The following is a 23,746-nucleotide window of genomic DNA, read 5'->3' on the forward strand; positions in this document are numbered from 1 at the left end:
GCGCTGTGGGGCCTGTAAGCAGATGTGCGGCGCAGCAAAACAGCCCCAAAAGCCCGGTTTTTGTCGCCGGATGGCGACAAGGGGATGGCCGGTCCTGACCAATCCCTTTGAAATCAACGACTTACTCCTGTCGCTCATCGGCGACGTCATCGCCCAGGCCCTCGTCCGGCGTGGCGTCGCTCTTGAAATGGCCGGGTGTCAGCGCATGCTTTTGCAGCAGCCGGTAGAACTCCGTGCGGTTGCGCTGGGCCAAGCGCGCGGCGTCGGCCACGTTGCCATCGGTCATCTTGAGCAGGCCCACCAGGTACTCGCGTTCGAAGCGCTGGCGCGCGTCGGCAAAGCTCAGCACCTGGGCCGAGGGGATGCGCAGCGCGCGCTGCACCAGCGTGAGTGGCACCAGCGGCGTGGTGGACAGCGCGCACACCTGCTCGACCACGTTGAACAACTGGCGCACATTGCCGGGCCAGGCGGCCGTGGTCAGGGCCTTGAGCGCCTCGGGCGCGAAGCCCGACAGGCGCTTGTCGTACTTGCGCGCCAGCCGGTCCAGGAAGTGGTTGGCCAGCAGCGGGATGTCCTCGCGCCGCTCGGCCAGCGTGGGCAGCGCCAGCGTCACCACGTTGAGGCGGTAGTACAGGTCCTCGCGGAACTGGGCCGTGGCCATCGCGGCCTCCAGGTCGCGGTGCGTGGCCGAGATGATGCGCACGTCGATGGGCGTGGACTGGCTCGACCCCACCGGCCGCACGGCCCGCTCCTGCAGCACGCGCAGGAGCTTGACCTGCAGGGCCGGTGGCATGTCGCCGATCTCGTCGAGCAGCAGGGTGCCGCCCTCCGCGGCCTGGAACAGGCCCTTGTGGTTGCTGGTCGCGTCGGTAAACGCGCCCTTGACGTGGCCGAACAGCTCGGATTCGAGCAGCGCCTCGGGGATGGCGCCGCAGTTGACCGCCACGAACGGCCTGGCCGCGCGCGGGCTGGCGCGGTGGATGGCCTGGGCCAGCAGCTCCTTGCCGGCGCCGCTGTCGCCCAGCAGCAGCACGCTGGCGTCCGACTGGGCCACCATGTAGGCCTCGGCCAGCAGCTCGGTCATGCGGTTGGAGCGGCTTACGATCTCGGTGCGCCAGGCTTCGTTGGCATGCGCCTGGGCCACCACCGGCGCGCTCAGCGCCAGCGCCTGGCCGATCTTCTCGAGCAGGTCCTTGCCGTCGTAGGGCTTGGTCAGGTAGGTGAAGACGCCGCGCGAGGTGGCCTCAACCGCGTCGGGGATGGTGCCGTGCGCGGTCAGCAGGATCACGGGCAGCGAGGGGTGGCGCTCGCGCACCTCGTCGAACAGGGCCAGCCCGTCCTTGCCAGGCAGGCGCACGTCGCTGAGCACCAGCTGCGGCCGTGCCATCTCGAGCTGGGCCAGCGCGGCCTCGGCCGAGCCGACGGCGATCACCTCGTAGCCCGCGCCCTTCAGGCGCAGCGAGAGCAGGCGCAGCATGTCGGCGTCGTCATCCACCACCAGGATGCGGTGCTGGCCGCTGGCCGGGGCGCTGGATGGCTTGCTGGTTGGAGGCATGGTTCAGCGGGTCTCGCTGGCGGTGGGGGTCGGGGGCCGGGCGGTCATGCTGCGCTCGATGGCGCGCACGGCTTCCAGGCGTTCGTTGAGCTGGTCGGTGCGGCGCTGGGCATCGCGCAGCTGCTGGGCCTGCCGCTCCAGTTGCTCCTCCAGCCGGCGCTGCTGCAGCAGCCGCGCTTCCAGCAGGCGGGCCAGGGGCTGCAGGGGCTGCATGGCGGGGTCGTTGTGGCCCAGCAGGCGCTGCACCTGCGCCAGGGCGCGGGCTGTGTCCACGGGCTGGCGTGTCTGGGCCAGGGCCAAGGCCAGGTTCAGGGGGCTGGCGGCCAGCGTGTCCTCGGCCTCGCCCAGGCGGGCGATTTCGCGGCCCAGCTCGGCGGGGGGCATGCGCTGCACGCGGTCGGCATAGGCCAGCGCCTGGGTGAGCTGGGATACCTCGGGCACCGGCGCGCTGGCCTGCGAGGCGGCTGCGCGGGGCGGCTCGGCGGGCGGTGGCGCCACCGGCAGGGGGGCGGGCACCACCACGGCCACGGGGGCCGGCGGTGCCTTGTCCGCGGGCGGTGTGTGGATGCAGGCGGCCAGCAGCGCTGCGGGCGCCAGCACCAGCGCACCGATCTGGCACCGCGCTGCACGGGAAGGGGACAGGCTAGGAGGCATGGGGCAATTCGATGCGAAAGAAGGATTGGTCGCCATCTTCCACCAGTTCCACCCGGCCGCCGTGGGCGCCGATGTATTCCTGGACGATGGACAGGCCGACCCCGGTGCCGCGCACGGCATCCTCGGGCTGGCGCGCACCGCGGTAGAAGGGCTCGAAGACATGGGGCCGGTCGGCCGGGGCCACGCCCGGGCCCTGGTCGACGACGTCGATGCGCACCCGGCCCGGCACCTTGGACACCGACAGGCGCACCGTGCCCTGCTTGGGCGAGAAGCGGATGGCATTGGACAGCAGGTTGCCGATGGCCGAGGCGATCTTGTCGCCGTCGAGCGCCAGCGACACGGGCGCGCCCTGCACCAGCACGCGCAGGCCGCGGGCCTGCCACTGCAGGCGCTGCGATTCGACCTGGGCCTCCAGCAGCGCCAGCAGGTCGGTGTCGCGGCGGTGCAGTTGCCGGGCCTCGAAGGCGGCGGCGTTGAAGCGCAGCAGCGCCTCGATCTCGTTTTGCAGCACGATCGTGTTGTGGTGCAGGATCTGCGCGACCTCCTGCTGCCCGGGGTTGAGCTCGCCGGTCACGCCGTCCTGCAGCAAGGCCACGCCCTCGCGCATCGAGGCCAGGGGCGTCTTGAGCTCGTGCGACACATGGCGCAGAAAGCGCGCCTTGTCCGAGTCGAGTTCCAGGAGGCGCAGACGCAGCCATTCGAGCTGCAGGCCCACACGGCGCACGTCGGCCGGGCCGCTGATCTGGATGGGCTGCTCCAGGTCGTTCTCGCCGAGCAGTCGGATGGCCCCTTCGAGCCGCTTGAACGGCCGCGCCAGCCAGATGCCGAAGGACAGGGCCAGCACCAGCGCCAGCACGATCACGCCCACCACCTGGTGCGTGACCTCGCGGCGGCTGGCGTCGACCTTGGCCTGCAGGGCGCTGTTGCGCTCGGCATTGAGCTCCTGCACGGCCTGCACGATGGCGTTGTTCAGCGTGTCGAGCGAGGCGAACTCCTCGGCCACAGCGCGTTCGTTCTCCAGCGATACGGCGGCCGGCGCTGCCATGAGCGACTGCACCGTGGCCAGGTGCGCGCGCCACTGCGCCACATGCTTGGCCGCAAGCCCGCCCTCCTGCAGCTGCTGCAGGGTCTGCTGGGCGTCGCGCGCGATGTCGTCGAAGCCGCGGCGCAGCTGCGCATCGCCCAGCACCAGCGATTGCCGCGCCGCGCGCTCCATGGTCTGCCCGCGCTGGCCCAGGGCCTGGGCGGCGGCGCTCAGGCGCGTGGCCTGCACGGCGCCCTCGCGGCTTTGCACCATGAGCTGTTCCAGCGAGTACAGGGCCCCCAGCGAGCTGGCGCCGAGCAGCCCCGCGATCAGCAGAAAGGCCAGCAGCAGCAGTTGCTGGAACGACAGCCCGTGCAGCCGGTTTCTGCCGGGATCGGCTGCGGGGGCCGTGCTGGTGTCCGCCATCGGGGCTGCCGTGGGCTCAGGCCGCAGCGGTTTCGTGGGTCAGGACCTCGCCGCGCAGCGTGTAAGCCTTGGCTTCGGTGATGGTCACGTCCACCATCTGGCCCACCAGGCGCGGCTGGCCCACGAAGTTGACCACGCGGTTGCACTCGGTGCGGCCCATGAGCTCGGTGGCGTCGCGCTTGGAGGCGCCTTCCACCAGGATGCGCTGCACCGTGCCCACGCGGCTTTCGCTGATGGACTTGATGTTGGCGTTGATCACGGACTGCAGGTGCTGCAGGCGGCGCAGCTTCACGTCGTGCGGTGTGTCGTCGTGCAGGCCGGCGGCGGGCGTGCCGGGGCGCGGGCTGAAGATGAAGCTGAAGCTGTTGTCGAAGTGGATGTCGTCGATCAGCTTCATCATCTTGTTGAAGTCGTCCTCGGTCTCGCCGGGGAAACCGACGATGAAATCGCTGCTCATGGCCAGGTCGGGGCGGATGGCGCGCAGCTTGCGCACCGTGCTCTTGTACTCCATGGCCGTGTAGCCGCGCTTCATGGCCATCAGAATGCGGTCGCTGCCGTGCTGCACCGGCAGGTGCAGGTGGTTGACCAGCTTGGGGATGCTGGCGTAGGCCGCGATCAGGCGCGGCGTGAACTCGTTGGGGTGGCTGGTGGTGTAGCGGATGCGTTCGATCCCGGGGATCTCGGCCACATACTCCAATAGCAGCGCGAAGTCGGCGATCTCGGCTGTGCCGCCCATCTTGCCCAGGTAGGCGTTCACGTTCTGGCCGAGCAGCGTGATCTCCTTGACGCCCTGGTCGGCCAGGCCCGCGACTTCCACCAGCACGTCGTCGAAGGGGCGGCTGACCTCCTCGCCGCGCGTGTAGGGCACCACGCAGTAGCTGCAGTACTTGCTGCAGCCTTCCATGATGGAGACGAAGGCGCTCGCGCCCTCGACCCGCGCCGGAGGCAGGTGGTCGAACTTCTCGATTTCGGGAAAGCTGATGTCCACCTGCGGGCGGTCCAGGCGCTCGCGCTGGTTCAGCAGCTCGGGCAGGCGATGCAGGGTCTGGGGGCCGAAGACCACGTCCACGTAGGGCGCGCGCTTGATGATCTCGGCGCCCTCCTGGCTGGCCACGCAGCCGCCCACGCCGATCTTCACGCCGCGTGCTTTCAGGTGCTTGAAGCGGCCCAGGTCGCTGAATACCTTCTCCTGCGCCTTCTCGCGCACCGAGCAGGTGTTGAACAGGATCAGGTCGGCCTCCTCGGCGTCCTGGGTGGGCTCGTAGCCCTGTGCCGCGTGGAGCACGTCGGCCATCTTGTCCGAGTCGTACTCGTTCATCTGGCAGCCGAAGGTTTTGATGAAGACTTTTTTGGCCATGGCGTGAATCTCGTGTCCGAATGGGGATGCGGCGGCGCGCGTGGGGCGGCCGCTGGGGGCAGGGCGGGGCGGTGGGTGGCCTTGTGGGGCCGCCGGTATCCGGCTTATTTCTTGACCGGGTCCGACTCGGTGCGGAAGTTGAACTGGATGCCGTCCGCGCCCTTGCGCGGCTGGGCGGCTTCGCCCTGGGTCAGGATCCAGGCCGACAGCAGCATGCCCGTGCTGTTCTCGACCAGGTAGTTGACCTTGAAGGTCTGGCCCTGCACGGTGTGCAGCATGACCAGCGTGTTCTGCGGCGTGAACAGGCGCATGCCCGGCGCCATGCGGATGGGGTTGCCGTTGAGCGTGGCCTGCGAGCCTGCCAGCACGGTCAGGTTGCCGCGCAGGGATGCGTCGGGGAAATTGCGCATTTCGCCCATGCCGCCGGGCACCTGCTGGGCCTGTACCGGGGCGGCGGAGCACAGCAGTGCGGCCAGGCCGGCGGCGGCCAGGCTGCGCAGGGATCGGCCCTGGCGGGTGGTGGAGGTCGGGGCAGGGGTGCAGCGGTTCATGGTGTGTATCCAGAGGCTGTAGGCCAAGGTGGGGAGGCGATTTTACCGGCCGGCGCCCCGCTGAAAGCCCTTGTGAACAAGGTCTTACTTGCCGGGGCGTGCGCCGAAACAACGCTCGCACAAAGAAAAAACCCGCAACGCCTGGGCGTTACGGGTTTTCAGATTTGGTGGTGGTAGGTGGACTTGAACCACCGACATCAGCATTATGAATGCTGCGCTCTAACCAACTGAGCTATACCACCGCAAGACTGAAATTATAGAACAAAAATTATTGGTGTGTAAAGTTCGCGGGGCGCTTGTTCACGAAGGCGTCCATGCCTTCCTTCTGGTCCTGGGTGGAGAACAGGGCGTGGAACAGGCGGCGCTCGAACATCACGCCGTCCGACAGGCTGCCTTCGAAGGCGCGGTTGACCGACTCCTTGGCGGCCATCACGGCGATCTGCGAGAAGCCCGCGATGATCAGGGCGGCGCCCAGGGCCTCGTCGGCCAGCTTGTCGAAGGGCACGACGCGGCTCACCAGCCCGGCGCGCTCGGCTTCGGTGGCGTCCATCATGCGGCCGGTGAGGGCCATGTCCATGGCCTTGGACTTGCCCACCGCGCGTGGCAGGCGCTGCGTGCCGCCGGCGCCGGGGATCACGCCGAGCTTGATCTCGGGTTGGCCGAACTTGGCGTTGTCGGCCGCGATGATGAAGTCGCACATCATCGCCAGCTCGCAGCCGCCGCCCAGGGCGAAGCCGCTCACGGCCGCGATCACGGGCTTGCGGATGGAGCGGATGGTCTCCCAGTTGCGCGTGATGTAGTCGCCCTTGTAGGTGTCGGCGAAGCTGTACTTGGCCATGGCACCGATGTCGGCACCGGCGGCGAACGCGCGCTCGCTGCCGGTGACGATGACGCAACCGATCTTCTCGTCGGCGTCGAAGGCCTTGAGGGCCTCGCCCAGCTCGTTCATCAGCTGGTCGTTGAGCGCGTTGAGCTGCTTGGGGCGGTTGAGCGTGACGATGCCGACCTTCTCGGCTTCGGTGCGCACTTCAATGGTTTCGTAGGCCATGGAATCGGATCTCCTTCGGTAGTTATCAGGGGGCAGCGTGCCGGGGTCAGACGACTATACCCAAGCGACAGGCTCTTTGCGCGACCGGGCTCAACCCAGCCAGCGGCCAACGGCGGCGCTGTTGGTCACGCCCAGGCTGATGGTGTCGGGCAGGGCCGCCTTGCGGTCGGCGCCATCGGGCGGCAGCACCAGTGGCAGGTGCAGCAGGCGCCCATCGCGCGCCACCACGGCCTGCAGCTTGTGCTCGGTGCCGGCATAGAAGGCCACGTCGTCGAGCTTCTGCACGCGCCAGCCCTGTCCATCCACCAGCACGCCCAGCCACTCGTCGCCTGCGGCCAGCCCGGCCTTCTCGGCGGCGCCGCCGCGCAGCACGGTCTTGACCTGCACGCTGTGGTTCTCTGCCACGCGCAGGCCCAGGCGCTGGGCCAGCTGCGGGCGCTCGGCCTTGAGCAGCACGCCGTGCGCGCCCAGCAGCTCGGCCAGCGGCAGCTCGGCCGTGCTGTGCACCCAGGCATCGATCTCGGCGTCGAAAGAACGGTGCGCTAGCGCCTTGAGCACCGCGCGCAGGTCGGCTTCTGCCATGGGGCCGCCTTCGGTGCGCTTCCACAGCGCGCGCATCACCTCGTCCAGCGTGGTCTTGCCGTCGCGGCGCAGCGCCAGGTCCAGGCACAGGCCCACGAGCGAGCCCTTGGTGTAGTAGCTCACCGTGGAGTTGGGCGTGTTCTCGTCCTGGCGGTAGTACTTGACCCAGGCATCGAAGCTGGCCTGGGCCACCGTCTGCACGTGGCGCCCGGGGGTCTGCAGCACCTGGTTGACGGTCTTGGTGATCAGCCGCAGGTAGGTGGCGTCGTCGATCAGACCCGCGCGGCGCAGCAGCAGGTCGTCGTAGTAGCTCGTGAAGCCCTCGAAGAACCACAGCAGCTGTGTGTAGTTCTCCTGGCCGTAGTCGTAGCGGGCCAGCTCGGTGGGGCGCAGGCGCTTGACGTTCCAGGTGTGGAAATACTCGTGGCTGATCAGGCCCAGCAGCGTGGTGTAGCCGTCGCTGGCGCGGGCCTCACTCTGGCGCGGCAGGTCGCGGCGGCCACAGATCAGCGCGGTGGAGTTGATGTGCTCCAGCCCGCCATAGCTGTCGCCCACGGCGTTGAGCATGAACAGGTAGCTCTTGAACGGCGCCTTGCCCTTGTCGCCATGCCAGAAGGCGATGGCCGTCTCGCAGATCTTCTGCGTGTCGGCCAGCAGGCGCTTGCCGTCGAACGAGGGCGCTGCCCCTGCCACCACGAAGCGGTGCGCCACGCCACCGGCGGTGAAGCGGCCGCTCCAGAAGGTGCCCATTTCCACCGGGCAGTCCACCAGCTCGTCGTAGTGGGCGGCGGCATAGGTGCCGAAGCCGGCCTTGTCGGTGGACCGCGCCGTGAGTCCCGTGGCGACGGACCAGTGCGCCGTGGCGGTGGTGGCGGCCACCTCCAGCGTGTGCTCGCCGTCCTCCTGGCCGTGCACGCGCAGGCACAGGCTGGTGCCGTTGAAGAAGCCGCGCGCCGCATCGAGCCAGGCGGTGCGCACCGAGTTGTCGTAGGCGCAAACCTGGTAGCTCAGCACCAGGGGGTGGCCGGGGCGGCACTCCACTTGCCAGCGGTTCTTTTCGAGCTGGGCCAGGGGCACCGTGCGCCGGCCCTGCCGGGCCTGCAGCTGCTGCAGGTTCTTGGAAAACTCGCGCACCAGGTAGCTGCCGGGGATCCAGACCGGCAGCGACAGCTCCTGCCGCTCGGCCGGGGCCGCGACCGTGAGGGTGACCGAGAACAGATGGGCGTTGAGGTCCGCCGGCTCGATGCGATAGTGGACGGGGGCGTGGGGCGTGTCTTCGGTGCGCTGGGTGGCCATGGGCGGTGCTTTGCGTGGCGTGGGGCGGGGCACCTCGGGGAGGGGCCTGACCCGCTCGGTTCGAAATCAGGGGAGGCCGGTCACGGGGGCCGGCGCGTCCCGCAGCGGGCGGTCTAGTTCGTCGTGGGGGTCTCGGCGGCGGCTTCGGCCAGGCGCTTTTCCACGTCCGGCGCTCCAATGGCGCCCGGCACGCGGATGCCATCGGCGAAGATCAGGGTCGGCGTGCCGGTGATCTTGTGCTTCTTGCCGAAGGCCAGATTGCGCTGCAGCGCCGTGGTGTCGCAGCTGGCGGACGCCGGATTCCTGTCGCGCACCATCATGTCCTGCCAGGCGGCGACCTTGTCCTTGGCGCACCAGATGTTGCGCGACTTCTCGGCCGAATCGGGGCTCAGGATGGGGTACAGGAACAGGTAGACCGTCACGTTGTCCACCTTCTGCATGTCGCGCTCGAAGCGCTTGCAGTAGCCGCAGTTGGGGTCCTCGAACACCGCCACCTTGCGCTTGCCGTCGCCGCGCACGATGGTGAAGGCGTCCTTGATCGGCAGGGCCGAGAAGTCCACGGCCGTGATCTTGGCGATGCGGTCCTCGGTCAGGTTGCGCCGCGCCTTGGTGTCAATCAGCTCGCCCTGGATCAGGTAGTTGCCCTTGGCATCGGTGTAGAACACGTCGGTACCGATGCGCACCTCGTACAGCCCCTGCATGGCCGTGGGGCTGACCTCGTCGATCTGCTTCATCTGCGGAATGCGCTCGGCCAGGGCCTTGCGGATGGCCGCTTCCTGGGCCATGGCCGACAGGCCCAGCAGGGCCAGCGCGGTACCTGCGAGCACGGTGGAAATCAGTTTCATGGTGTTCTCGTTCGCTTGGATTCGGTGTGGCGGGCCTGCGGATGAACGCCGCCCTTGGTTGCCGGTAAGTGGGTCAGTGGATCCCCATGGCCTGGCGGGCCACGAAATGCTTGATCGGTCCGCTGTGCTCAAAACCCTTCATGCCCCAGTTGCGCAGTGCCTGCCAGGGGCCGTCCTGGCGGGCAAACAGCTGCTGCAGCCCATCGGTGGCCAGCCCCATGGGCAGCAGCGCCGTCTTGCGTTCCCGCTCGTAGCGGCGCAGCAGCTTCAGGTCGGCCACGCTGCGCCAGTAGTCGCGGCCGTGCAGCAGCCCGGCCAGGGTCTGGGCGTCGGCCAGACCCAGGTTCAGGCCCTGGCCCGCGAGCGGGTGCACGTTGTGTGCCGCATCGCCGGCCAGCACGAAACTGCGCTGCTGCCTGCCCTTGGGGGGCAGGGCGCCGCACCAGCGGTTGGCCCGGGCCTGCTGCAGCGGCCAGGCGGCACGCTCGCCGGCCAGTTGCAGGCTGCCCAGCGCGCGCTGGCTCGCTCCCTCCAGGCGCTGCGTGAATTCTTCGGGGGCCAGCGCCAGCAAACCCGGCACCTGTTCCTTCTGCACAGACCACACGACGGCCACAGAGTTCCCCTCGGGGCCGCCCAGGGGCAGAAAAGCCAGGATGCCGTCGGGCAAAAACCACTGGCGTGCCACCTGGCCGTGCGGCTGTTCGCACACCAGGCGCGTGGCAATGGCGTGCTGTTCATAGGGCGTGACCTCGAAGTCCACGCCGAATTCGGTGCGGGTCTGGCTGGCGCGGCCCTCGCAGACCACCGTCAGCGCGGCCTCGACCGGCTCGCTGAGCGTCTCGACCTGGGGCTGGTAGCGCACGGCCTCGGCCAGCCGGGCCTCCAGCGCTGGCACGTCCACGATCCAGGCCAGCGCGTCCACACCCTGCGCCTGCGCGTCGAAGCACACCGCGCCGCCCTGGTCGCCCGCCACCTGCATGGAGCGCACGGCCGTGGCATGGGTTGCGTCGGGCCAGCTGCGCAGGCCCTCGAGCAACTGGCGCGAGGCCATGTTGAGTGCATAGGCACGCACATCGGAGTGACCGCCCGACGCCGGGGCCGGGCCGGCCACCAGGGCCACCCGCAGGCGCTCGCGCGCCAGCAGCAGGGCCAGGGTGCGGCCCACGATGCCCGCGCCGCGAATACAGATATCAAAGGTTTGCGCCATGCAGGCCATTGTAGAAGCCGGGGCATGGCCTCGGGCGCAGTGCAAAATTGCGGGCATTTCCCCCGTTTGTCCTTTTCCAGGAGCCCCGCGCGTGACCTTCAGCACCGAATCCGACCTGTCGGGCACCATTGCCCGCCTGTTTGTCTACCCCATCAAGTCCTGCGCCGGCATCGAGGTGCGCGAGGCACTGCTCACCGAGACCGGCCTGGACCTGGACCGCGCCTGGATGGTGGTGGACCCCGAGGGCCAGTTCATCACCCAGCGCGAGCTGCCGCGCATGGCGCTGATCCGGCCCCAGCTCAAGACCGAGGAGATGGTGCTGCGCGCCCCCGGCATGCTGGCCCTGCACGTGGGCATCGACGTGGTGGAAGAACCCATGACCGTGACGGTCTGGCGCGACACCGTGCCCGCCTGGGACATGGGCGCCGTGGCCGCCCAGTGGTTCACCGACTTCCTGGGCACGCCCTGCCGCCTGGTGCGCTTCGACCCCGAGGTGCGCCGCCTGTCCAGCATGGACTGGACCGGCGGGGTGGAGGTGCCCAACCAGTTCGCCGACGGCTTTCCGGTGCTGGTGGCCAGCGAGGCTTCGATGGACAGCCTCAACGAGCGCCTGGCCGCGGCCGGCCACGCCCCTGTGGGCATCGAGCGCTTTCGCCCCAACGTGGTGCTCGCCGGCGTCGAGGCCCACGACGAGGACCGCGTGGACCAGATCCGCATCGACGCCGAGGGCGGCGAGCTGCAGCTCGTGCCCGTCAAGCCCTGCGCACGCTGCCCCATCCCCGACATCGACCCCGCCACGGCCGAGAGCACCCCGGTCGTGGGCGACACGCTGCGCAGCTACCGCCAGGACAAGCGCCTGGATGGCGCCATCACCTTCGGCATGAACGCCATCGTGCGCCAGGGCGCGGGCCAGGTGCTGCGCGTGGGCCAGCGCGTGGCGGCCGATCTGCGCTTCGATTGAGGGCTTGTCCGGGGTGCGTGGGGCGGGGCGCGCGGCGCGCCCGTAAAATCGGGGTTTGTCTCCCGAATTCCAGAAAGCCCTGCCATGAGCCTCCAATGCGGCATCGTGGGCCTGCCCAACGTCGGCAAGTCCACCCTCTTCAACGCGCTGACCAAGGCCGGCATCGCCGCCGAGAACTACCCGTTCTGCACCATCGAACCCAATGTGGGCGTGGTCGAGGTGCCCGATCCGCGCCTGGCCCAACTGGCCAGCATCATCACGCCCGAGCGCATCGTGCCGGCCATCGTCGAGTTCGTGGACATCGCGGGCCTGGTGGCGGGTGCCAGCCAGGGTGAAGGCCTCGGTAACCAGTTCCTGGCCCACATCCGCGAGACCGACGCCATCGTCAACGTGGTGCGCTGCTTCGAGGACGACAACGTGATCCACGTGGCTGGCCGCGTGGACCCGATCTCGGACATCGAGGTCATCCAGACCGAGCTGTGCCTGGCCGACCTGGGCACCGTGGACAAGGCGCTCAACCGCTACAGCAAGGCCGCCAAGTCGGGCAACGACAAGGACGCCGCCAAGCTGGTGGCCCTGCTCACGCGCATCCAGGCCGCCCTCAACGAAGGCAAGCCCGCGCGCTCGGTCGAGATCACCAAGGAAGAGCAGCCCCTGCTCAAGTCGCTGTGCCTGATCACGGCCAAGCCCGCGATGTTCGTGGGCAACGTGAGCGAGGACGGCTTCGAGAACAACCCCTTCCTGGACCGCCTGAAGGAATACGCCGCCAGCCAGAACGCGCCCGTGGTGGCCATCTGCGCCAAGATGGAAGCCGAGATGGCCGAGATGGGCGACGAGGACCGCGACATGTTCCTGGCCGAGATGGGCCAGAGCGAGCCGGGCCTGGCCCGCCTGATCCGCGGCGCCTTCAAGCTCCTGGGCCTGCAGACCTACTTCACCGCCGGCGTGAAGGAAGTGCGGGCCTGGACCATCCACATCGGTGACACGGCGCCCCAGGCGGCCGGCGTGATCCACGGTGACTTCGAGCGCGGCTTCATCCGCGCGCAGACCATCGCCTTCGACGACTACATCGCGCTCAAGGGCGAGCAGGGTGCCAAGGACGCAGGCAAGATGCGCGCCGAAGGCAAGGAATACGTGGTCAAGGACGGCGACGTGCTGAACTTCCTGTTCAACGTCTGACCCCTGGCAGATTGATTCCCCGGCCGGCGCTCCTGGCGCCTGCCCCGCATCCCTGCAGTGCCTTGGGCTTGCAGGGATTTTTTATGCGCCCGATCTCTCGATCTCCATGAACACCGGAATCCTCTACGCCAGCCTGGCCTATGTCGCCTGGGGCCTCTTGCCTCTGTACTTCCGCCAGGTGGCCGACGTGCCGGCACTCGAAGTGGTGGTGCACCGCACCGCCTGGGCGCTGCTGTTCCTGCTCGCCGTGCTGGGCTTGCGCCGGCAGTGGGCCTGGCTGCCGGCACTGCTGCGCCAGCCCCGGGTGGTGCTGGCCTTCGGTCTGTCGGCGCTGCTGCTCTCGTCCAACTGGCTGACCTATGTGTGGGCGGTGCAGAACCAGCATGTGGTGGACGCCAGCCTGGGCTACTTCATCCTGCCGCTGGTCAACGTGGCCATGGGCTTCTTCTTCCTGCACGAGCGGCCCCGGCGCGGGCAGTGGCTGGCGGTGGCCGTGGCGGCCGCCGGCGTGCTGTGGCTCACCGTGCAGACCGGCCGTCTGCCGTGGATTGCGCTGGTGTTGGCGCTCACTTTTGGTGTCTACGGCCTGCTGCGCAAGCTGGCACCACTGGGTGCGCTCGAAGGCCTGACCCTGGAGACGCTGATGCTCGCGCCTCTGGCCTTCGGCACCATGGCCTGGTGGGGCTGGCAAGGCCAGGGCGTGCTGGTGCAGGGCGATGCTGTGCAGATCGGCTGGCTGGCGCTGGCGGGGCCGCTCACGGCCATCCCGCTGCTGCTGTTTGCCGCCGGTGCCCGCCGGCTGCCTCTGGCCACGCTGGGCATCCTGCAGTACATCTCGCCGAGCCTGCAGTTCGCCCTGGGGGTCTGGCTGTTCCACGAACCCCTGCAGCCCTCCCGGCTGGCAGGCTTTGTGCTTATCTGGTCGGCGTTGGTCGTCTACAGCCTGGAAGGCTGGTGGCAGCTGCGTGCCGGCACGGCCACCGCGGCGCCCGGCCGCTGATCCAAGGCGCAGGGGGCCGGCGCGCGCCGTTGCTACTGGAAAACACGGGGGTGGCCGCGCAGGCCCGTACCTAAAATACCGGGTCCCTTGATCGGGGCCCCAGGACACGGTGCGTGTGCACCCTGCCTGTGCGGTCCGGGCTCCGCGAACCTGCCAGGCTGGTGTTCGCGGGCGCCGGCCCTGGTGGCTGTCCATTGACTGAAAAACGAACTGTTCCCAACAAGTAAGTGCACAGACCACCATGGGCGCCACCTCCCCCCTCACGACGCTCTTTGGGCGCAAGAAGCCGCTGTTTGCCAATACGGACGCGTTTCCCCTGACGGACGCCATTCTGGAGTTCGACGACTCCAGCAACGAGACGGCGGCGCAGCGCCACCTCTCGCGCCGCGAGATGGACCTGGCCGGCCAGCCGCGTGACCGTGCCGCAGCCCGGCGCTGGTGGGTGGCCAGCGGGCTGATCGCGCTGTACTTCCTGGCCCTGCTGGGCTTCCATGCGCTGGGCATGGTGCAGGCGCGCACGGTGTTCGTCGCGCTGGCGCTGGTGGCCGTGTGCGTGCCCGGTTTCGCGCTGGCCTTTGCGCTCGGACTGCACCACCGTGCCAAGGACAAGCAGCTCAAGCTGCCCATCGCCATGGTGGCCTGCGCGGGCCTGCTGCTGATCTGCTACCTCGACCCGATCCTGCAGATCCTGATGGCGCCGTTCGCCTTCATCGTCGTGGCCTATGCCATGTACCGGGTCTCGGGCCGCGCGCTGATGGCGCTGGCCGGCATGCTGATGGGAGGCTACGCCCTGGTGATTGCCGTGCACTATGCCGAGCAGGACAACGCTGCGCTGCTGCGGCTCGAATTGGCGCACTGGCTGGCGCTGGCGCTGGCGCTGCCGGCCTTCATCCTCCTGATCGGCAAGGTGCAGAAGCTGCACCGCGTGCTGCACCGCGCCAGCCGCAAGATCCGCAACATCCAGGAAGACGCCCAGCGCGACACCCTGGTGGGCTGCTTCAACCGGCGCTACACGGTGGCCGCGCTCGAAGAGCAAAAACAGCTCGCCGACGAGAGCGGCATCCCGCTGTGCCTGGCGGTGATCGATCTTGACCACTTCAAGCGCATCAACGACGAATTGGGCCACCTGGGTGGTGATGAGGTGCTGCGCACCTTCTCGCGCGTGGCGCAGGACAATGTGCGCGCCGGCGACATCTTCGGGCGCTACGGCGGCGAGGAGTTTCTGCTGATCTTCCCGGGCACCTCGCTGCTGCCCGCGCTCAACACCTGCGAGCGCATCCGCGCGCATGTCGAGTCGCATGCCTGGACCGGCGTGCTCAAGAGCCGGGTCTCGGTGTCCATCGGCGTCACGCAGTACATCCTGGGCGAGTCGGTGCTCGAATTCTTCTCGCGTGCCGACACCGCCATGTACATGGCCAAGGAAGGCGGGCGCAACCAGGTGGTGGTGGAGGAGCCGGTCTCCAAGGGCGATTCGTCCATCACGCCGCTGGGCTCCGAAAAGGACTTCCTGGGCACACCCGCGCCCTGACCGGTCACGTGCCCAGCTGCCCCGGCATGAAGTGCAGCAGCACGGTGGTCATCACCAGGTAGCGCATGAACTTGCCCACCGCCATGTAGGCCAGGCAGGGCCAGAACGGCAGCTTGAGCCAGCCGGCCACGGCGCACAGCGGGTCGCCCACCACGGGCAGCCAGCTGAGCAGGCAGGCGCGCGCGCCGAAGCGTTCCAGCCAGGCCAGTGCGCGCACGTTGGTGGCATGGCCGCGGGCCTTGTCCACGGCCTTGTGGGCCCCCAGGCCCATCCACCAGCTGACCCCGCCGCCCAGGGTGTTGCCCACCGTCGCCACGAGGATGGCGGGCCAGTACATCTCCGGGTTGAGCTTGATGAGGCCGAAAACCGCCGGCTCGGAGCCCAGCGGCAGCAGCGTCGCCGAAATGAACGAGACGACGAAGACCGTGCTCAGGCCGAACTGCGGCAGTGCCAGCCATTGCATCAGCTGGTGCATCCATATTTCCATGCACCGGAGTTTAGGCGCGGCCCACACGCCCGAAACCGGGTGAAGGCTCCGTCCTACATCGGTGCGCGCCATCCGCGCATGGCCCGCGGCAGGGGGCGTTTGTATCGTTCATGGACGCTACCGCTCAAGCAGGAGGCCCCATGCACACCATTCCCCGCACCCCCACCGCAACCCACCGCAGCCCCTGGCTGTCGCTGGCCGCGGCTGCGTTGCTGGCCGCATGCGTGCAAAGCCCCCAGGCCGCCGTGCCCCAACCAGCGGCCGCCGCGCCATCGGGTGCCACCAGCGTGGTGCATGAACGCGGCTGCGGTGCCACCGGCCAGCCCGCCACCCTGCGCTCCGTGGAGGATGGCCTCAAGGCCCAGGGCATGGCGCTCAAGGCGCGCTGCCATGCCCAGACCGGCGCCTGGGTGGTGCAGGTGGTCGTGGTCGACGGCCTGCGTGCCAGCAAGGTCGTGCGTGGCCCCCTGGCCGATGGCGCCGAGGTGGACATGGGCACGCCGTCCGGCGTGGTGGCTGCAGCCACCCAGAATTTCTCGCCGGACGTGCACCACAACCGCCAGTGGCTGCGCACCCTGATGGCGCGCCACCAGTTCTACAACCTGCCCGACGCCTGGTGGCACTATGCCCAGCGCGGCGTGCCCGCACAGGCCGGCGATACCGACCTCGCCGCCCGCTGACCGGGCATCCCCGGGGGCGGCGGCAGGGCTTTGCTGCAGCGCAGCATAAGTCGCCGATAAAAGTCGCGCAGATTTCATTTGCTGAAATTTTAAGCAGGTACAATCCTGCCTCCTTTTTCGGCATTCGCGGCATTCGCGCACCCCCATCCCTTCCATGCACATTGGCCACATTCCTTTGGCGAACCAGCTGTTCGTCGCCCCGATGGCGGGCGTCACGGACCGGCCCTTCCGCCAGCTGTGCAAGGCACTGGGGGCGGGCTACGCCGTGAGCGAAATGGTGACCTCGCGCAAGGACCTGTGGAACAGCCTCAAGACCTCGCGCCGGGCCAACCACGAAGGGGAGCCTGGGCCCATTGCCGTGCAGATCGCCGGCACCGAGGCGCAGATGATGGCCGAGGCCGCGGTCTACAACGTGGAGCGCGGCGCGCAGATCATCGACATCAACATGGGCTGCCCGGCCAAGAAGGTGTGCAACAAGTGGGCCGGTTCTGCCCTGATGCAGGACGAGGCCCTGGCCGTGTCCATCGCGCAGGCGGTGGTCGAGGCCTGTGCGCCGCACCGGGTGCCCGTCACGCTCAAGATGCGCACCGGCTGGTGCCAGGAGCACAAGAATGCCGTTGCGCTGGCGCGCCAGTTCGAGTCCGTGGGCATCCAGATGCTCACGGTGCACGGGCGCACGCGCGAGCAGGGCTACAAGGGCCATGCCGAGTACGACACCATCACCGCCGTGAAGGCCGCGGTGCGCGTGCCGGTGGTGGCCAACGGCGACATCACCTCGCCCGAGAAGGCGCGCGAGGTGCTGGCCGCCACCGGGGCCGACGCGATCATGATCGGTCGCGCGGCCCAGGGACGGCCGTGGATCTTCCGCGAGATCGGGCATTTCCTGGCCACAGGCGAACACCTGGCGCCACCGTTGGTGGCCGAGGTGCGACGCCTGCTGCTGGAGCATCTGCACGACCACTACCGCCTGTATGGCGAGCTGACCGGGGTGCGCAGTGCGCGCAAGCACATTGCCTGGTACCTGCGTTCCATGCCGGGCGGCGAAGCCTTTCGACAACACATCAACACCATAGAGGACTGCGCGGCCCAGTGGCAGGCGGTGGCGGACTATCTGGATGCGCTGGCGCAGCAGATGGACCGCTTTCCCGCCGCCAGCACACTGGCCGCCGACGCAGACCCCAGCGAAGAACAAGAGGGATTGGCTGCATGAGCAAGAAACATATTGAAGAATGCGTGCGTGAGAGCTTGCAGGGCTACTTTCGCGACCTGGGCGGCGAGACGCCCGATGGCATGTACGACATGCTGGTGCGTGTGGTGGAGCGCCCGCTGCTGGAGGTCGTGATGCAGCAGGCCGAGAACAACCAGTCGCGCGCCGCCGAATGGCTGGGCCTGAACCGCAACACGCTGCGCAAGAAGCTGGTCGAACACAAACTGCTCTGATCCTCGGCACCGGTGCTTGCCGGAGCCCTTTGCCACCGGTGCAGTTGCCGGCAACTGCACACCACCCGATTCCAAACTCCCTTACCGACCCGCCATGAACGCACTTCTTTCCGTCTCCGACAAAACCGGCATCGTTGAATTTGCAGAGGCGCTGCATGCGCTGGGCATCAGGCTGCTGTCCACCGGAGGCACGGCCAAGCTGCTCGCCGACAAGGGCCTGCCCGTGACCGAGGTGGCCGAGGTCACCCAGTTCCCCGAAATGCTCGACGGCCGCGTGAAGACCCTGCACCCCAAGGTGCACGGCGGCCTGCTGGCGCGCCGTGAACTGCCCGAGCACATGGCGGCGCTCAAGGAGCACGGCATCGACACCATCGACCTGCTGGTGGTCAACCTCTACCCCTTCGAGTCCACCGTGGCCAAGGCCGGCTGCACGCTGGCCGATGCCATCGAGAACATCGACATCGGCGGCCCCGCCATGGTGCGCAGCGCCGCCAAGAACTGGAAGGACTTGGGCGTGCTGACCGACGCCTCGCAGTACCCCGCCGTGCTGGCCGAGCTCAAGGCCGCGGGCAAGCTCTCCGACAAGCTGCGCTTCGCGTTGTCGGTGGCCGCCTTCAACCGCATCGCCCAGTACGACGGCGCGATCAGCGACTACCTCTCCTCCGTCACCTTCGAGGAAGAGAAGCTCTCGGAAACCTACGTGCCCACCCGTGCCCAGTTCGCGGGCCAGAGCAACGGCATCTTCACCAAGGTGCAGGACCTGCGCTACGGCGAAAACGCGCACCAGCAGGCCGCGCTGTACCGCGACCTGCACCCCGCGCCCGGCTCGCTGGTTACCGGCGTGCAACTGCAGGGCAAGGAACTGTCGTACAACAACATCGCCGACGCCGATGCCGCGTGGGAATGCGTCAAGAGCTTCGAGATCCCGGCCTGCGTCATCGTCAAGCATGCCAACCCCTGCGGCGTGGCCGTGGGCCTGGACGCGCTGGACAGCTACAGCAAGGCCTTCCAGACCGACCCCACCAGCGCCTTCGGCGGCATCATCGCCTTCAACCGCCCGGTGGACGGCAAGGCCGCGCAGCAGATCTCCAAGCAGTTCGTCGAGGTGCTGATGGCACCCGACTTCACGGCCGAGGCGCTCGAGGTCTTCAAGGCCAAGGCCAATGTGCGCCTGCTCAAGATCGCGCTGCCCGCGCATGGCGGCAGCACCGACTGGCAGCGTGGCCGCAATGCCATGGATGCCAAGCGCATCGGCTCGGGCCTGCTGCTGCAGACCGCCGACAACCATGAGCTGTCGCTGATCGACCTCAAGGTCGTGACCCAGAAGCAACCTACGCTCGAAGAGATGGAAGACCTGCTGTTCGCGTGGAAGGTGGCCAAGTACGTCAAGAGCAACGCCATCGTCTTCTGCAAGGGCGGCATGACCATGGGCGTGGGCGCCGGCCAGATGAGCCGCCTCGATTCGGCGCGCATCGCCAGCATCAAGGCCGGCCATGCCAACCTGAGCCTGCAGGGCACCGTGGTGGCCAGCGACGCCTTCTTCCCCTTCCGTGACGGCCTGGATGTCGTGGTCGATGCCGGCGCCACCTGCGTGATCCAGCCCGGCGGCTCCATGCGCGACAACGAAGTCATCGATGCCGCGAACGAGCGCGGCGTGTCCATGGTGTTCAGCGGCGTGCGCCACTTCCGGCACTGAGCCGGTGGCGATGCCATCGGCATCGCCCTCTCACCACGAGGAAAGGCGGCCGGGCCGCCTTTCCTATTTGGGTCCGCGCTGCGCGCCACCCGCAGCGCACGAGCTGGGCGCGACCTAGACCAGCGCCCCCGTGCAAGGGCCGCCAAGCCGCGTAGGCGGCGCTTCGCTTGAGTGCACTGGGGGCGCCCCCCTCCCGAATCACGTAGCGAGTCGAGAGAGGGGTGAAGACGCGAAGCGGCTCAGGGGGTGTTTATCAAGCCTGCACGATGCGTCCGCGGCCGGCGGCGCCGGCCAATACCTTGAGCGACTTGCCGGTGCTGGCGGTGTAGCCACGGCTGGTGATGGTGTTCACGTAGACCCAGTCGGCGCGGCATTCGGTGGCCGTGGCGGTGAGCAGCATGTAGCCGCGGCGCGAGGTGTCGCAGTACTTGAGCGGCTGGATCAGCTGCTGCAGAGCGCCGGCCAGCACGGCCGGGTTTTCCTTGGGCAGGTACTCCTCGAAGCCCGGCGAGGTGACGGACGAGGTGGCGAACTCCACGCCCACGGCGTTGCCGCCCATGTCGGCCAGCTCGTTGGCCCAGGCGTTGTGCGTGTCGCCCGAGAGCATCACCAGGTTCTTGTTCAGGCCGCGTGCCATGCCCAGCACGGTCTCGCGTGCGGCCTGGTAGCCGTCCCAGGCATCGAGGTTGTAGGGGATCGACGGCTGGGCCAGCACACCCTTTTCGGTGGCGGTCAGCGTGGCAGGGGCCGTCTGCGCCTTGGCGACGATCGCTGCGTACTGGGACACGCTCACGCCGGCCCCGGGCTGCATGGTGTCGATGAGGATGGGTGCGGGGATGTTCATGCGGCCCATCAGCACCTGCTGGCCCAGCACCTGCCAGGTGGCGCTCGATGCAGCCATCTGTTGCTGCAGCCACTGGGTCTGCGTGGCGCCCATGAGCTGGCGCGTGGGGGAGCCCACGGCGGCCGTGAAGCCGGCGGCGTCGAAGCCGCTGGCCGTGAAGAAGCGGGTGTAGTCGGCCTGTTCGTCGCGCCCGATCACGCGCGTATCGAGCATGTGCAGCGCCACCAGGTCGCCAAACGCGAAGCTGCGGTAGATCAGCTCGGGCTGCGAGTTGCGCGTGGGCATCCACTCGTGGTAGGCCTGCATCGCCGCCGCCTTGCGCGCCGCGAAGCTGCCTTCGGTGGCGCTCTGGTGGTTCTCGGCCCCGTTGGCCCAGGTGTCGTTGGTGATCTCGTGGTCGTCCCACACGGCGATCATGGGGGCCGCCGCGTGCAGGGCCTGCAGGTCGGGGTCGGTCTTGTACTGGGCGTGGCGCGTGCGGTAGTCGGCCAGCGACAGGATCTCGCCCGCGGGCTGTGCCAGGCGGCCCAGGGCCCCGGCGTTGGCGGAGGCATAGCCGCCACGGGCGTATTCATACAGGTAGTCGCCCAGGTGCACCGTGGCATCCAGGTCGTTGCGGCGGGCCGCGTCGGCGTAGACGTTGAAGTAGCCCGTCGGGTAGTTGGCGCACGAGAACACCGCCAGCCGCACCTGCGCCACGCCGCCCGCGGGCAGGGTGCGCGTGCGCGCCGCCGGCGAGGTGCTGGCGTAGGCCGTGAAGCGGTAGTGGTAGGTGGTGGCGGGCTTGAGGCCTGTGGCATCGACCTTGACGGTGAAGTCGCGGGCGGCCGTGGCCGATGCCGTGCCCTGGGCCACCAGGTTGGCAAAGGCGGCATCGCTGGCCACCTCCCAGCGCACGGGGATGTCCTCACCGTGGTTGGCCGGTGGGGTGACGCGCGTCCACAGCATGACGCGGTCGCCCAGGGGGTCGCCGCTGGCCACGCCGTGGTCGAAGCGCACCTCGGGCGGGCTGTCGCTGCCGCCGCAGGCAGCCAGCGGCAGGGTGCCCAGCGCCGCGGCGCCCAGGGCCAGCTGGCGCACGAAGTTGCGCCGGCTGCTCTGCGCGTCCTCTTCGGGCGTGCCGGCCTGCAGCAGGTTGGTCAGCGGGCGTCGGGGATCGTGGGGAGGGTGGCTCATGGTGGGGCGGTCCATTGGTGTCCGTTGGTATCCGCCAAGGCTCGCATGGCGGTGTGACGGACCGATGAACGGCCACCCCGCCGTCAGCGCCCGTGTGGCGTGGCGGCCCCGAAGTCCATGGGCAAGCCCACGTAGTTCTCGGCCAGCGCAGTCGATGCGGCGCGCGAATGGATCAGGTAATCGAGCTCGGCCTCCTGCATCTTCTGGCCGAACTCGCCGGTGTCCGGGAAACGGTGCATCAGAGAGGTGAACCACCACGAGAAGCGCTCGGCGCGCCAGACGCGGCGCAGGCAGCGGTCGGAGTAGGTGTCGATGCCGGCGCTCGACCGGTCGCCGTAGTAGTCGGCGAAGGCATTCCACAGGTAGCCCACGTCGCTGGCCGCCAGGTTCAGCCCCTTGGCGCCCGTAGGCGGCACGATGTGGGCCGCGTCGCCGGCCAGGAACAGGCGGCCGAAGCGCATGGGCTCGGCGACGAAGCTGCGCAGCGGGGCGATGCTCATTTCCAGCGCCGGACCGGTCACCAGGTTGTCGCGCGCCTCAGGGTCCAGCCGGTTGCCCAGTTCGGCCCAGAACTGGTCGATGCTCCAGTTCTCGACCTTGTCGGTGTCGGGCACCTGCAGATAGTAGCGGCTGCGCGTGGTGCTGCGCATGCTGCACAGCGCAAAGCCGCGCTCGGTGTTGGCATAGATCAGCTCGTGCGAGACGGGCGGCACGTCGGCCAGCACGCCCAGCCAGCCGAAGGGGTAGACACGCTCGTAGGTCTTGAGCGCATCGGCCGGCACGCTGGCGCGGCACACGCCGTGGTAGCCGTCGCAGCCGGCGATGAAGTCGCAGCTGATCTCGTGCGTCTGGCCATCCTTCTCGTAGGTCACGCGCGGCTTGCCGCCGTCGAAGTCGTGCACGCTCACGTTGCCGGCCTCGTACACGGCGGTAAGGCCCGCGGCGGCGCGCGCATCCATCAGGTCGTGCGTGACCTCGGTCTGGCCGTACACCGTGACGCGGCTGCCGCCGGACAGCGCATGCAGGTCGATGCGGTGGCGCTGGCCCTTGAACAGGAGCTCGATGCCGTCGTGCGGCAGGCCCTGGGCATGGGCGCGGGCGCTCACGCCGGCGCGGATGCGGCCGAGCACGTAGTCGGCGCTGCGCTGCTCGATGATGACGGCGTCGATGCCGGATGTGTGCAGCAACTGGCCGAGCAGCAGGCCGGCCGGGCCGGCGCCGATGATGGCAACCTGGGTACGCATGGGGGAACCTCGCAAAGCTGGGGAAAGTGAAGGCCCCGAGCACCGGCTCGAAGGCATGACCCAAGCGTAGGTTGATGCAGGTCAACGCGGGGTGCCGCCCGGCCGGTTGCGTGCGATGTGTGGACGCTTTGTGCGATCATCGCGCAATCCTTGCCGAGCCGACCGCTTTACCGACCATGACCCCCAGCGCCACCCCCATCGCCAAGGCCGACCTCATCGAGGGCATGGCCAAGGGCATGGCCGTGCTGGAGAGCTTCGACACCGAGCGCCAGCGCCTCAACGCCACACTGGCAGCGCAGCGCACGGGGCTCACGCGGGCGGCGGCGCGCCGGCATTTGCTCACACTGGCGCACCTGGGTTACCTGGAGAGCGATGGCAGCTACTTCTGGCTGGCGCCCAAGGTGCTGCGCTTTTCGGGCAGCTACCTGGCCTCGGCCCGGCTGCCGCGCGTGCTGCAGCCCACGCTCAACCGCCTGGCCGCGCAGACCCAGCAGTCCTTCTCTGCGGTGGTGCTCGATGGCAGCGAGGTGGTGATCGTGGCGCGCAGCGGCGTCTACGGGGCTCCGTCCCGGGTGCTGGCCTATGGCCTGCACCTGGGTGCGCGGCTGCCGGCGCACCCCACGTCCACCGGGCGGGTGCTGCTGGCGGCGCTGGCGGCACCTGAACTCACGGTCTGGCTCAAGGGCGCCACGCTGCAGCGGCTCACACCCCACACCCTGACCCAGGTCGGCCCGCTGCGCCAGGCCATCGCCCGCGCCCGCCGCGACGACTGGTGCCTGGCGGTGGAAGAGCACGAACTGGGCGTGCACGCCCTGGCCGTGCCCCTGCGCAACCTGCAGGGGCAGACCGTGGCGGCGCTCAATGTGGTGGCCTCGCCCAAGCAGCTGGACGAGGGCAGCCTGCAGCGCGAGATGTTGCCGTTGTTGCAGGAGGCAGCCCGCGAGCTGCGCGGCCTGCTGTAGGCGC

At 68.7% G+C, this 23,746-nt stretch carries 21 protein-coding genes and 1 tRNA gene; 9 read left to right on the plus strand and 13 right to left on the minus strand.

Annotated features, from left to right (window positions below; translation table 11 throughout):
• Positions 1 to 121: 121 nt before the first annotated feature.
• The 10 genes from AC07PA_RS12105 to AC07PA_RS12150 all read right to left on the minus strand — a co-directional run bounded on the left by AC07PA_RS12105 (position 122) and on the right by AC07PA_RS12150 (position 10,545).
• A complete protein-coding gene (locus tag AC07PA_RS12105; RefSeq protein WP_494605635.1) occupies positions 122 to 1,555 on the minus strand; it encodes a sigma 54-interacting transcriptional regulator in 1,434 nt (477 codons plus the stop codon).
• A 3-nt stretch (positions 1,556 to 1,558) separates the two neighbouring features.
• The gene (locus tag AC07PA_RS12110; RefSeq protein ID WP_145695774.1) at positions 1,559 to 2,209 is read right to left on the minus strand and encodes a hypothetical protein; all 651 of its coding nucleotides are present in this window, start codon (positions 2,207 to 2,209) and stop codon (positions 1,559 to 1,561) included.
• The gene (locus AC07PA_RS12115) at positions 2,199 to 3,659 is read right to left on the minus strand and encodes a sensor histidine kinase (RefSeq protein ID WP_494605637.1); all 1,461 of its coding nucleotides are present in this window, start codon (positions 3,657 to 3,659) and stop codon (positions 2,199 to 2,201) included. Before AC07PA_RS12115 ends, AC07PA_RS12110 begins: the two co-directional genes overlap by 11 nt.
• Before the next feature lie 16 nt (positions 3,660 to 3,675).
• Complete coding sequence (miaB, locus tag AC07PA_RS12120) at positions 3,676 to 5,016, minus strand: tRNA (N6-isopentenyl adenosine(37)-C2)-methylthiotransferase MiaB (protein WP_494605639.1); 1,341 nt, start codon at positions 5,014 to 5,016, stop codon at positions 3,676 to 3,678.
• Between the two features lie 104 nt (positions 5,017 to 5,120).
• On the minus strand, positions 5,121 to 5,567 hold the full coding sequence (locus tag AC07PA_RS12125; protein ID WP_007853211.1) for a hypothetical protein: 447 nt from the start codon (positions 5,565 to 5,567) through the stop codon (positions 5,121 to 5,123).
• Positions 5,568 to 5,732: 165 nt separating this feature from the next.
• Positions 5,733 to 5,809: transfer RNA gene (locus AC07PA_RS12130), tRNA-Met, on the minus strand.
• A gap of 26 nt (positions 5,810 to 5,835) precedes the next feature.
• Positions 5,836 to 6,615, minus strand: coding sequence for an enoyl-CoA hydratase (locus AC07PA_RS12135; RefSeq protein ID WP_494605641.1), 780 nt, complete (start codon positions 6,613 to 6,615; stop codon positions 5,836 to 5,838).
• A gap of 90 nt (positions 6,616 to 6,705) precedes the next feature.
• A complete protein-coding gene (locus AC07PA_RS12140; RefSeq protein ID WP_494605643.1) occupies positions 6,706 to 8,493 on the minus strand; it encodes a M61 family metallopeptidase in 1,788 nt (595 codons plus the stop codon).
• A 113-nt stretch (positions 8,494 to 8,606) separates the two neighbouring features.
• A complete protein-coding gene (locus AC07PA_RS12145; protein ID WP_007853206.1) occupies positions 8,607 to 9,338 on the minus strand; it encodes a DsbC family protein in 732 nt (243 codons plus the stop codon).
• A 73-nt stretch (positions 9,339 to 9,411) separates the two neighbouring features.
• A complete protein-coding gene (locus tag AC07PA_RS12150; RefSeq protein ID WP_494605645.1) occupies positions 9,412 to 10,545 on the minus strand; it encodes an FAD-dependent monooxygenase in 1,134 nt (377 codons plus the stop codon).
• Positions 10,546 to 10,636: 91 nt separating this feature from the next.
• On the opposite strand from AC07PA_RS12150, the gene AC07PA_RS12155 reads away from it, so the two are divergent.
• From AC07PA_RS12155 to AC07PA_RS12170, 4 genes are all read left to right on the plus strand, one after another.
• Positions 10,637 to 11,506, plus strand: coding sequence for an MOSC domain-containing protein (locus AC07PA_RS12155; protein WP_007853204.1), 870 nt, complete (start codon positions 10,637 to 10,639; stop codon positions 11,504 to 11,506).
• Positions 11,507 to 11,590: 84 nt separating this feature from the next.
• On the plus strand, positions 11,591 to 12,685 hold the full coding sequence (gene ychF, locus AC07PA_RS12160) for a redox-regulated ATPase YchF (protein WP_007853201.1): 1,095 nt from the start codon (positions 11,591 to 11,593) through the stop codon (positions 12,683 to 12,685).
• A 106-nt stretch (positions 12,686 to 12,791) separates the two neighbouring features.
• A complete protein-coding gene (rarD, locus tag AC07PA_RS12165) occupies positions 12,792 to 13,685 on the plus strand; it encodes an EamA family transporter RarD (RefSeq protein WP_494605648.1) in 894 nt (297 codons plus the stop codon).
• A 241-nt stretch (positions 13,686 to 13,926) separates the two neighbouring features.
• Positions 13,927 to 15,213 (plus strand): GGDEF domain-containing protein, encoded by a 1,287-nt coding sequence (locus tag AC07PA_RS12170; RefSeq protein WP_494605650.1) that lies wholly within the window; start codon positions 13,927 to 13,929, stop codon positions 15,211 to 15,213.
• A 4-nt stretch (positions 15,214 to 15,217) separates the two neighbouring features.
• On the opposite strand, the gene AC07PA_RS12175 is transcribed toward AC07PA_RS12170, so the two are convergent.
• Complete coding sequence (locus AC07PA_RS12175) at positions 15,218 to 15,688, minus strand: YqaA family protein (protein ID WP_007853195.1); 471 nt, start codon at positions 15,686 to 15,688, stop codon at positions 15,218 to 15,220.
• A gap of 152 nt (positions 15,689 to 15,840) precedes the next feature.
• Here AC07PA_RS12175 and AC07PA_RS12180 point away from each other — a divergent pair, with 152 nt between their 5' ends.
• From AC07PA_RS12180 to purH, 4 genes are all read left to right on the plus strand, one after another.
• Positions 15,841 to 16,380 (plus strand): D-Ala-D-Ala dipeptidase, encoded by a 540-nt coding sequence (locus AC07PA_RS12180; protein WP_494605652.1) that lies wholly within the window; start codon positions 15,841 to 15,843, stop codon positions 16,378 to 16,380.
• Between the two features lie 154 nt (positions 16,381 to 16,534).
• Positions 16,535 to 17,590: a tRNA dihydrouridine synthase DusB gene (gene dusB, locus AC07PA_RS12185; RefSeq protein ID WP_007853191.1), complete on the plus strand. Its 1,056-nt coding sequence runs from the start codon at positions 16,535 to 16,537 to the stop codon at positions 17,588 to 17,590.
• The gene (locus AC07PA_RS12190) at positions 17,587 to 17,820 is read left to right on the plus strand and encodes a Fis family transcriptional regulator (protein ID WP_007853190.1); all 234 of its coding nucleotides are present in this window, start codon (positions 17,587 to 17,589) and stop codon (positions 17,818 to 17,820) included. Before dusB ends, AC07PA_RS12190 begins: the two co-directional genes overlap by 4 nt.
• A 94-nt stretch (positions 17,821 to 17,914) precedes the next feature.
• On the plus strand, positions 17,915 to 19,516 hold the full coding sequence (gene purH / locus AC07PA_RS12195) for a bifunctional phosphoribosylaminoimidazolecarboxamide formyltransferase/IMP cyclohydrolase (protein WP_494605654.1): 1,602 nt from the start codon (positions 17,915 to 17,917) through the stop codon (positions 19,514 to 19,516).
• 253 nt (positions 19,517 to 19,769) lie between these two features.
• Here the strand turns inward: purH and AC07PA_RS12200 are convergent, their stop codons facing one another.
• Entirely contained in the window at positions 19,770 to 21,536 is a 1,767-nt protein-coding gene (locus tag AC07PA_RS12200; RefSeq protein WP_494605656.1) for an alkaline phosphatase D family protein, read from the minus strand.
• A gap of 83 nt (positions 21,537 to 21,619) precedes the next feature.
• Positions 21,620 to 22,780 carry a 4-hydroxybenzoate 3-monooxygenase gene (pobA, locus tag AC07PA_RS12205; RefSeq protein ID WP_494655376.1) on the minus strand — a complete coding sequence of 387 codons (1,161 nt, stop codon included), beginning with the start codon at positions 22,778 to 22,780 and terminating at the stop codon, positions 21,620 to 21,622.
• A 176-nt stretch (positions 22,781 to 22,956) separates the two neighbouring features.
• Between pobA and AC07PA_RS12210 the strand changes: the two genes are divergently transcribed.
• Complete coding sequence (locus AC07PA_RS12210; protein ID WP_494605660.1) at positions 22,957 to 23,742, plus strand: IclR family transcriptional regulator domain-containing protein; 786 nt, start codon at positions 22,957 to 22,959, stop codon at positions 23,740 to 23,742.
• Positions 23,743 to 23,746: the final 4 nt, after the last annotated feature.

Source organism: Acidovorax sp. GW821-FHT09B03, assembly GCF_059418305.1.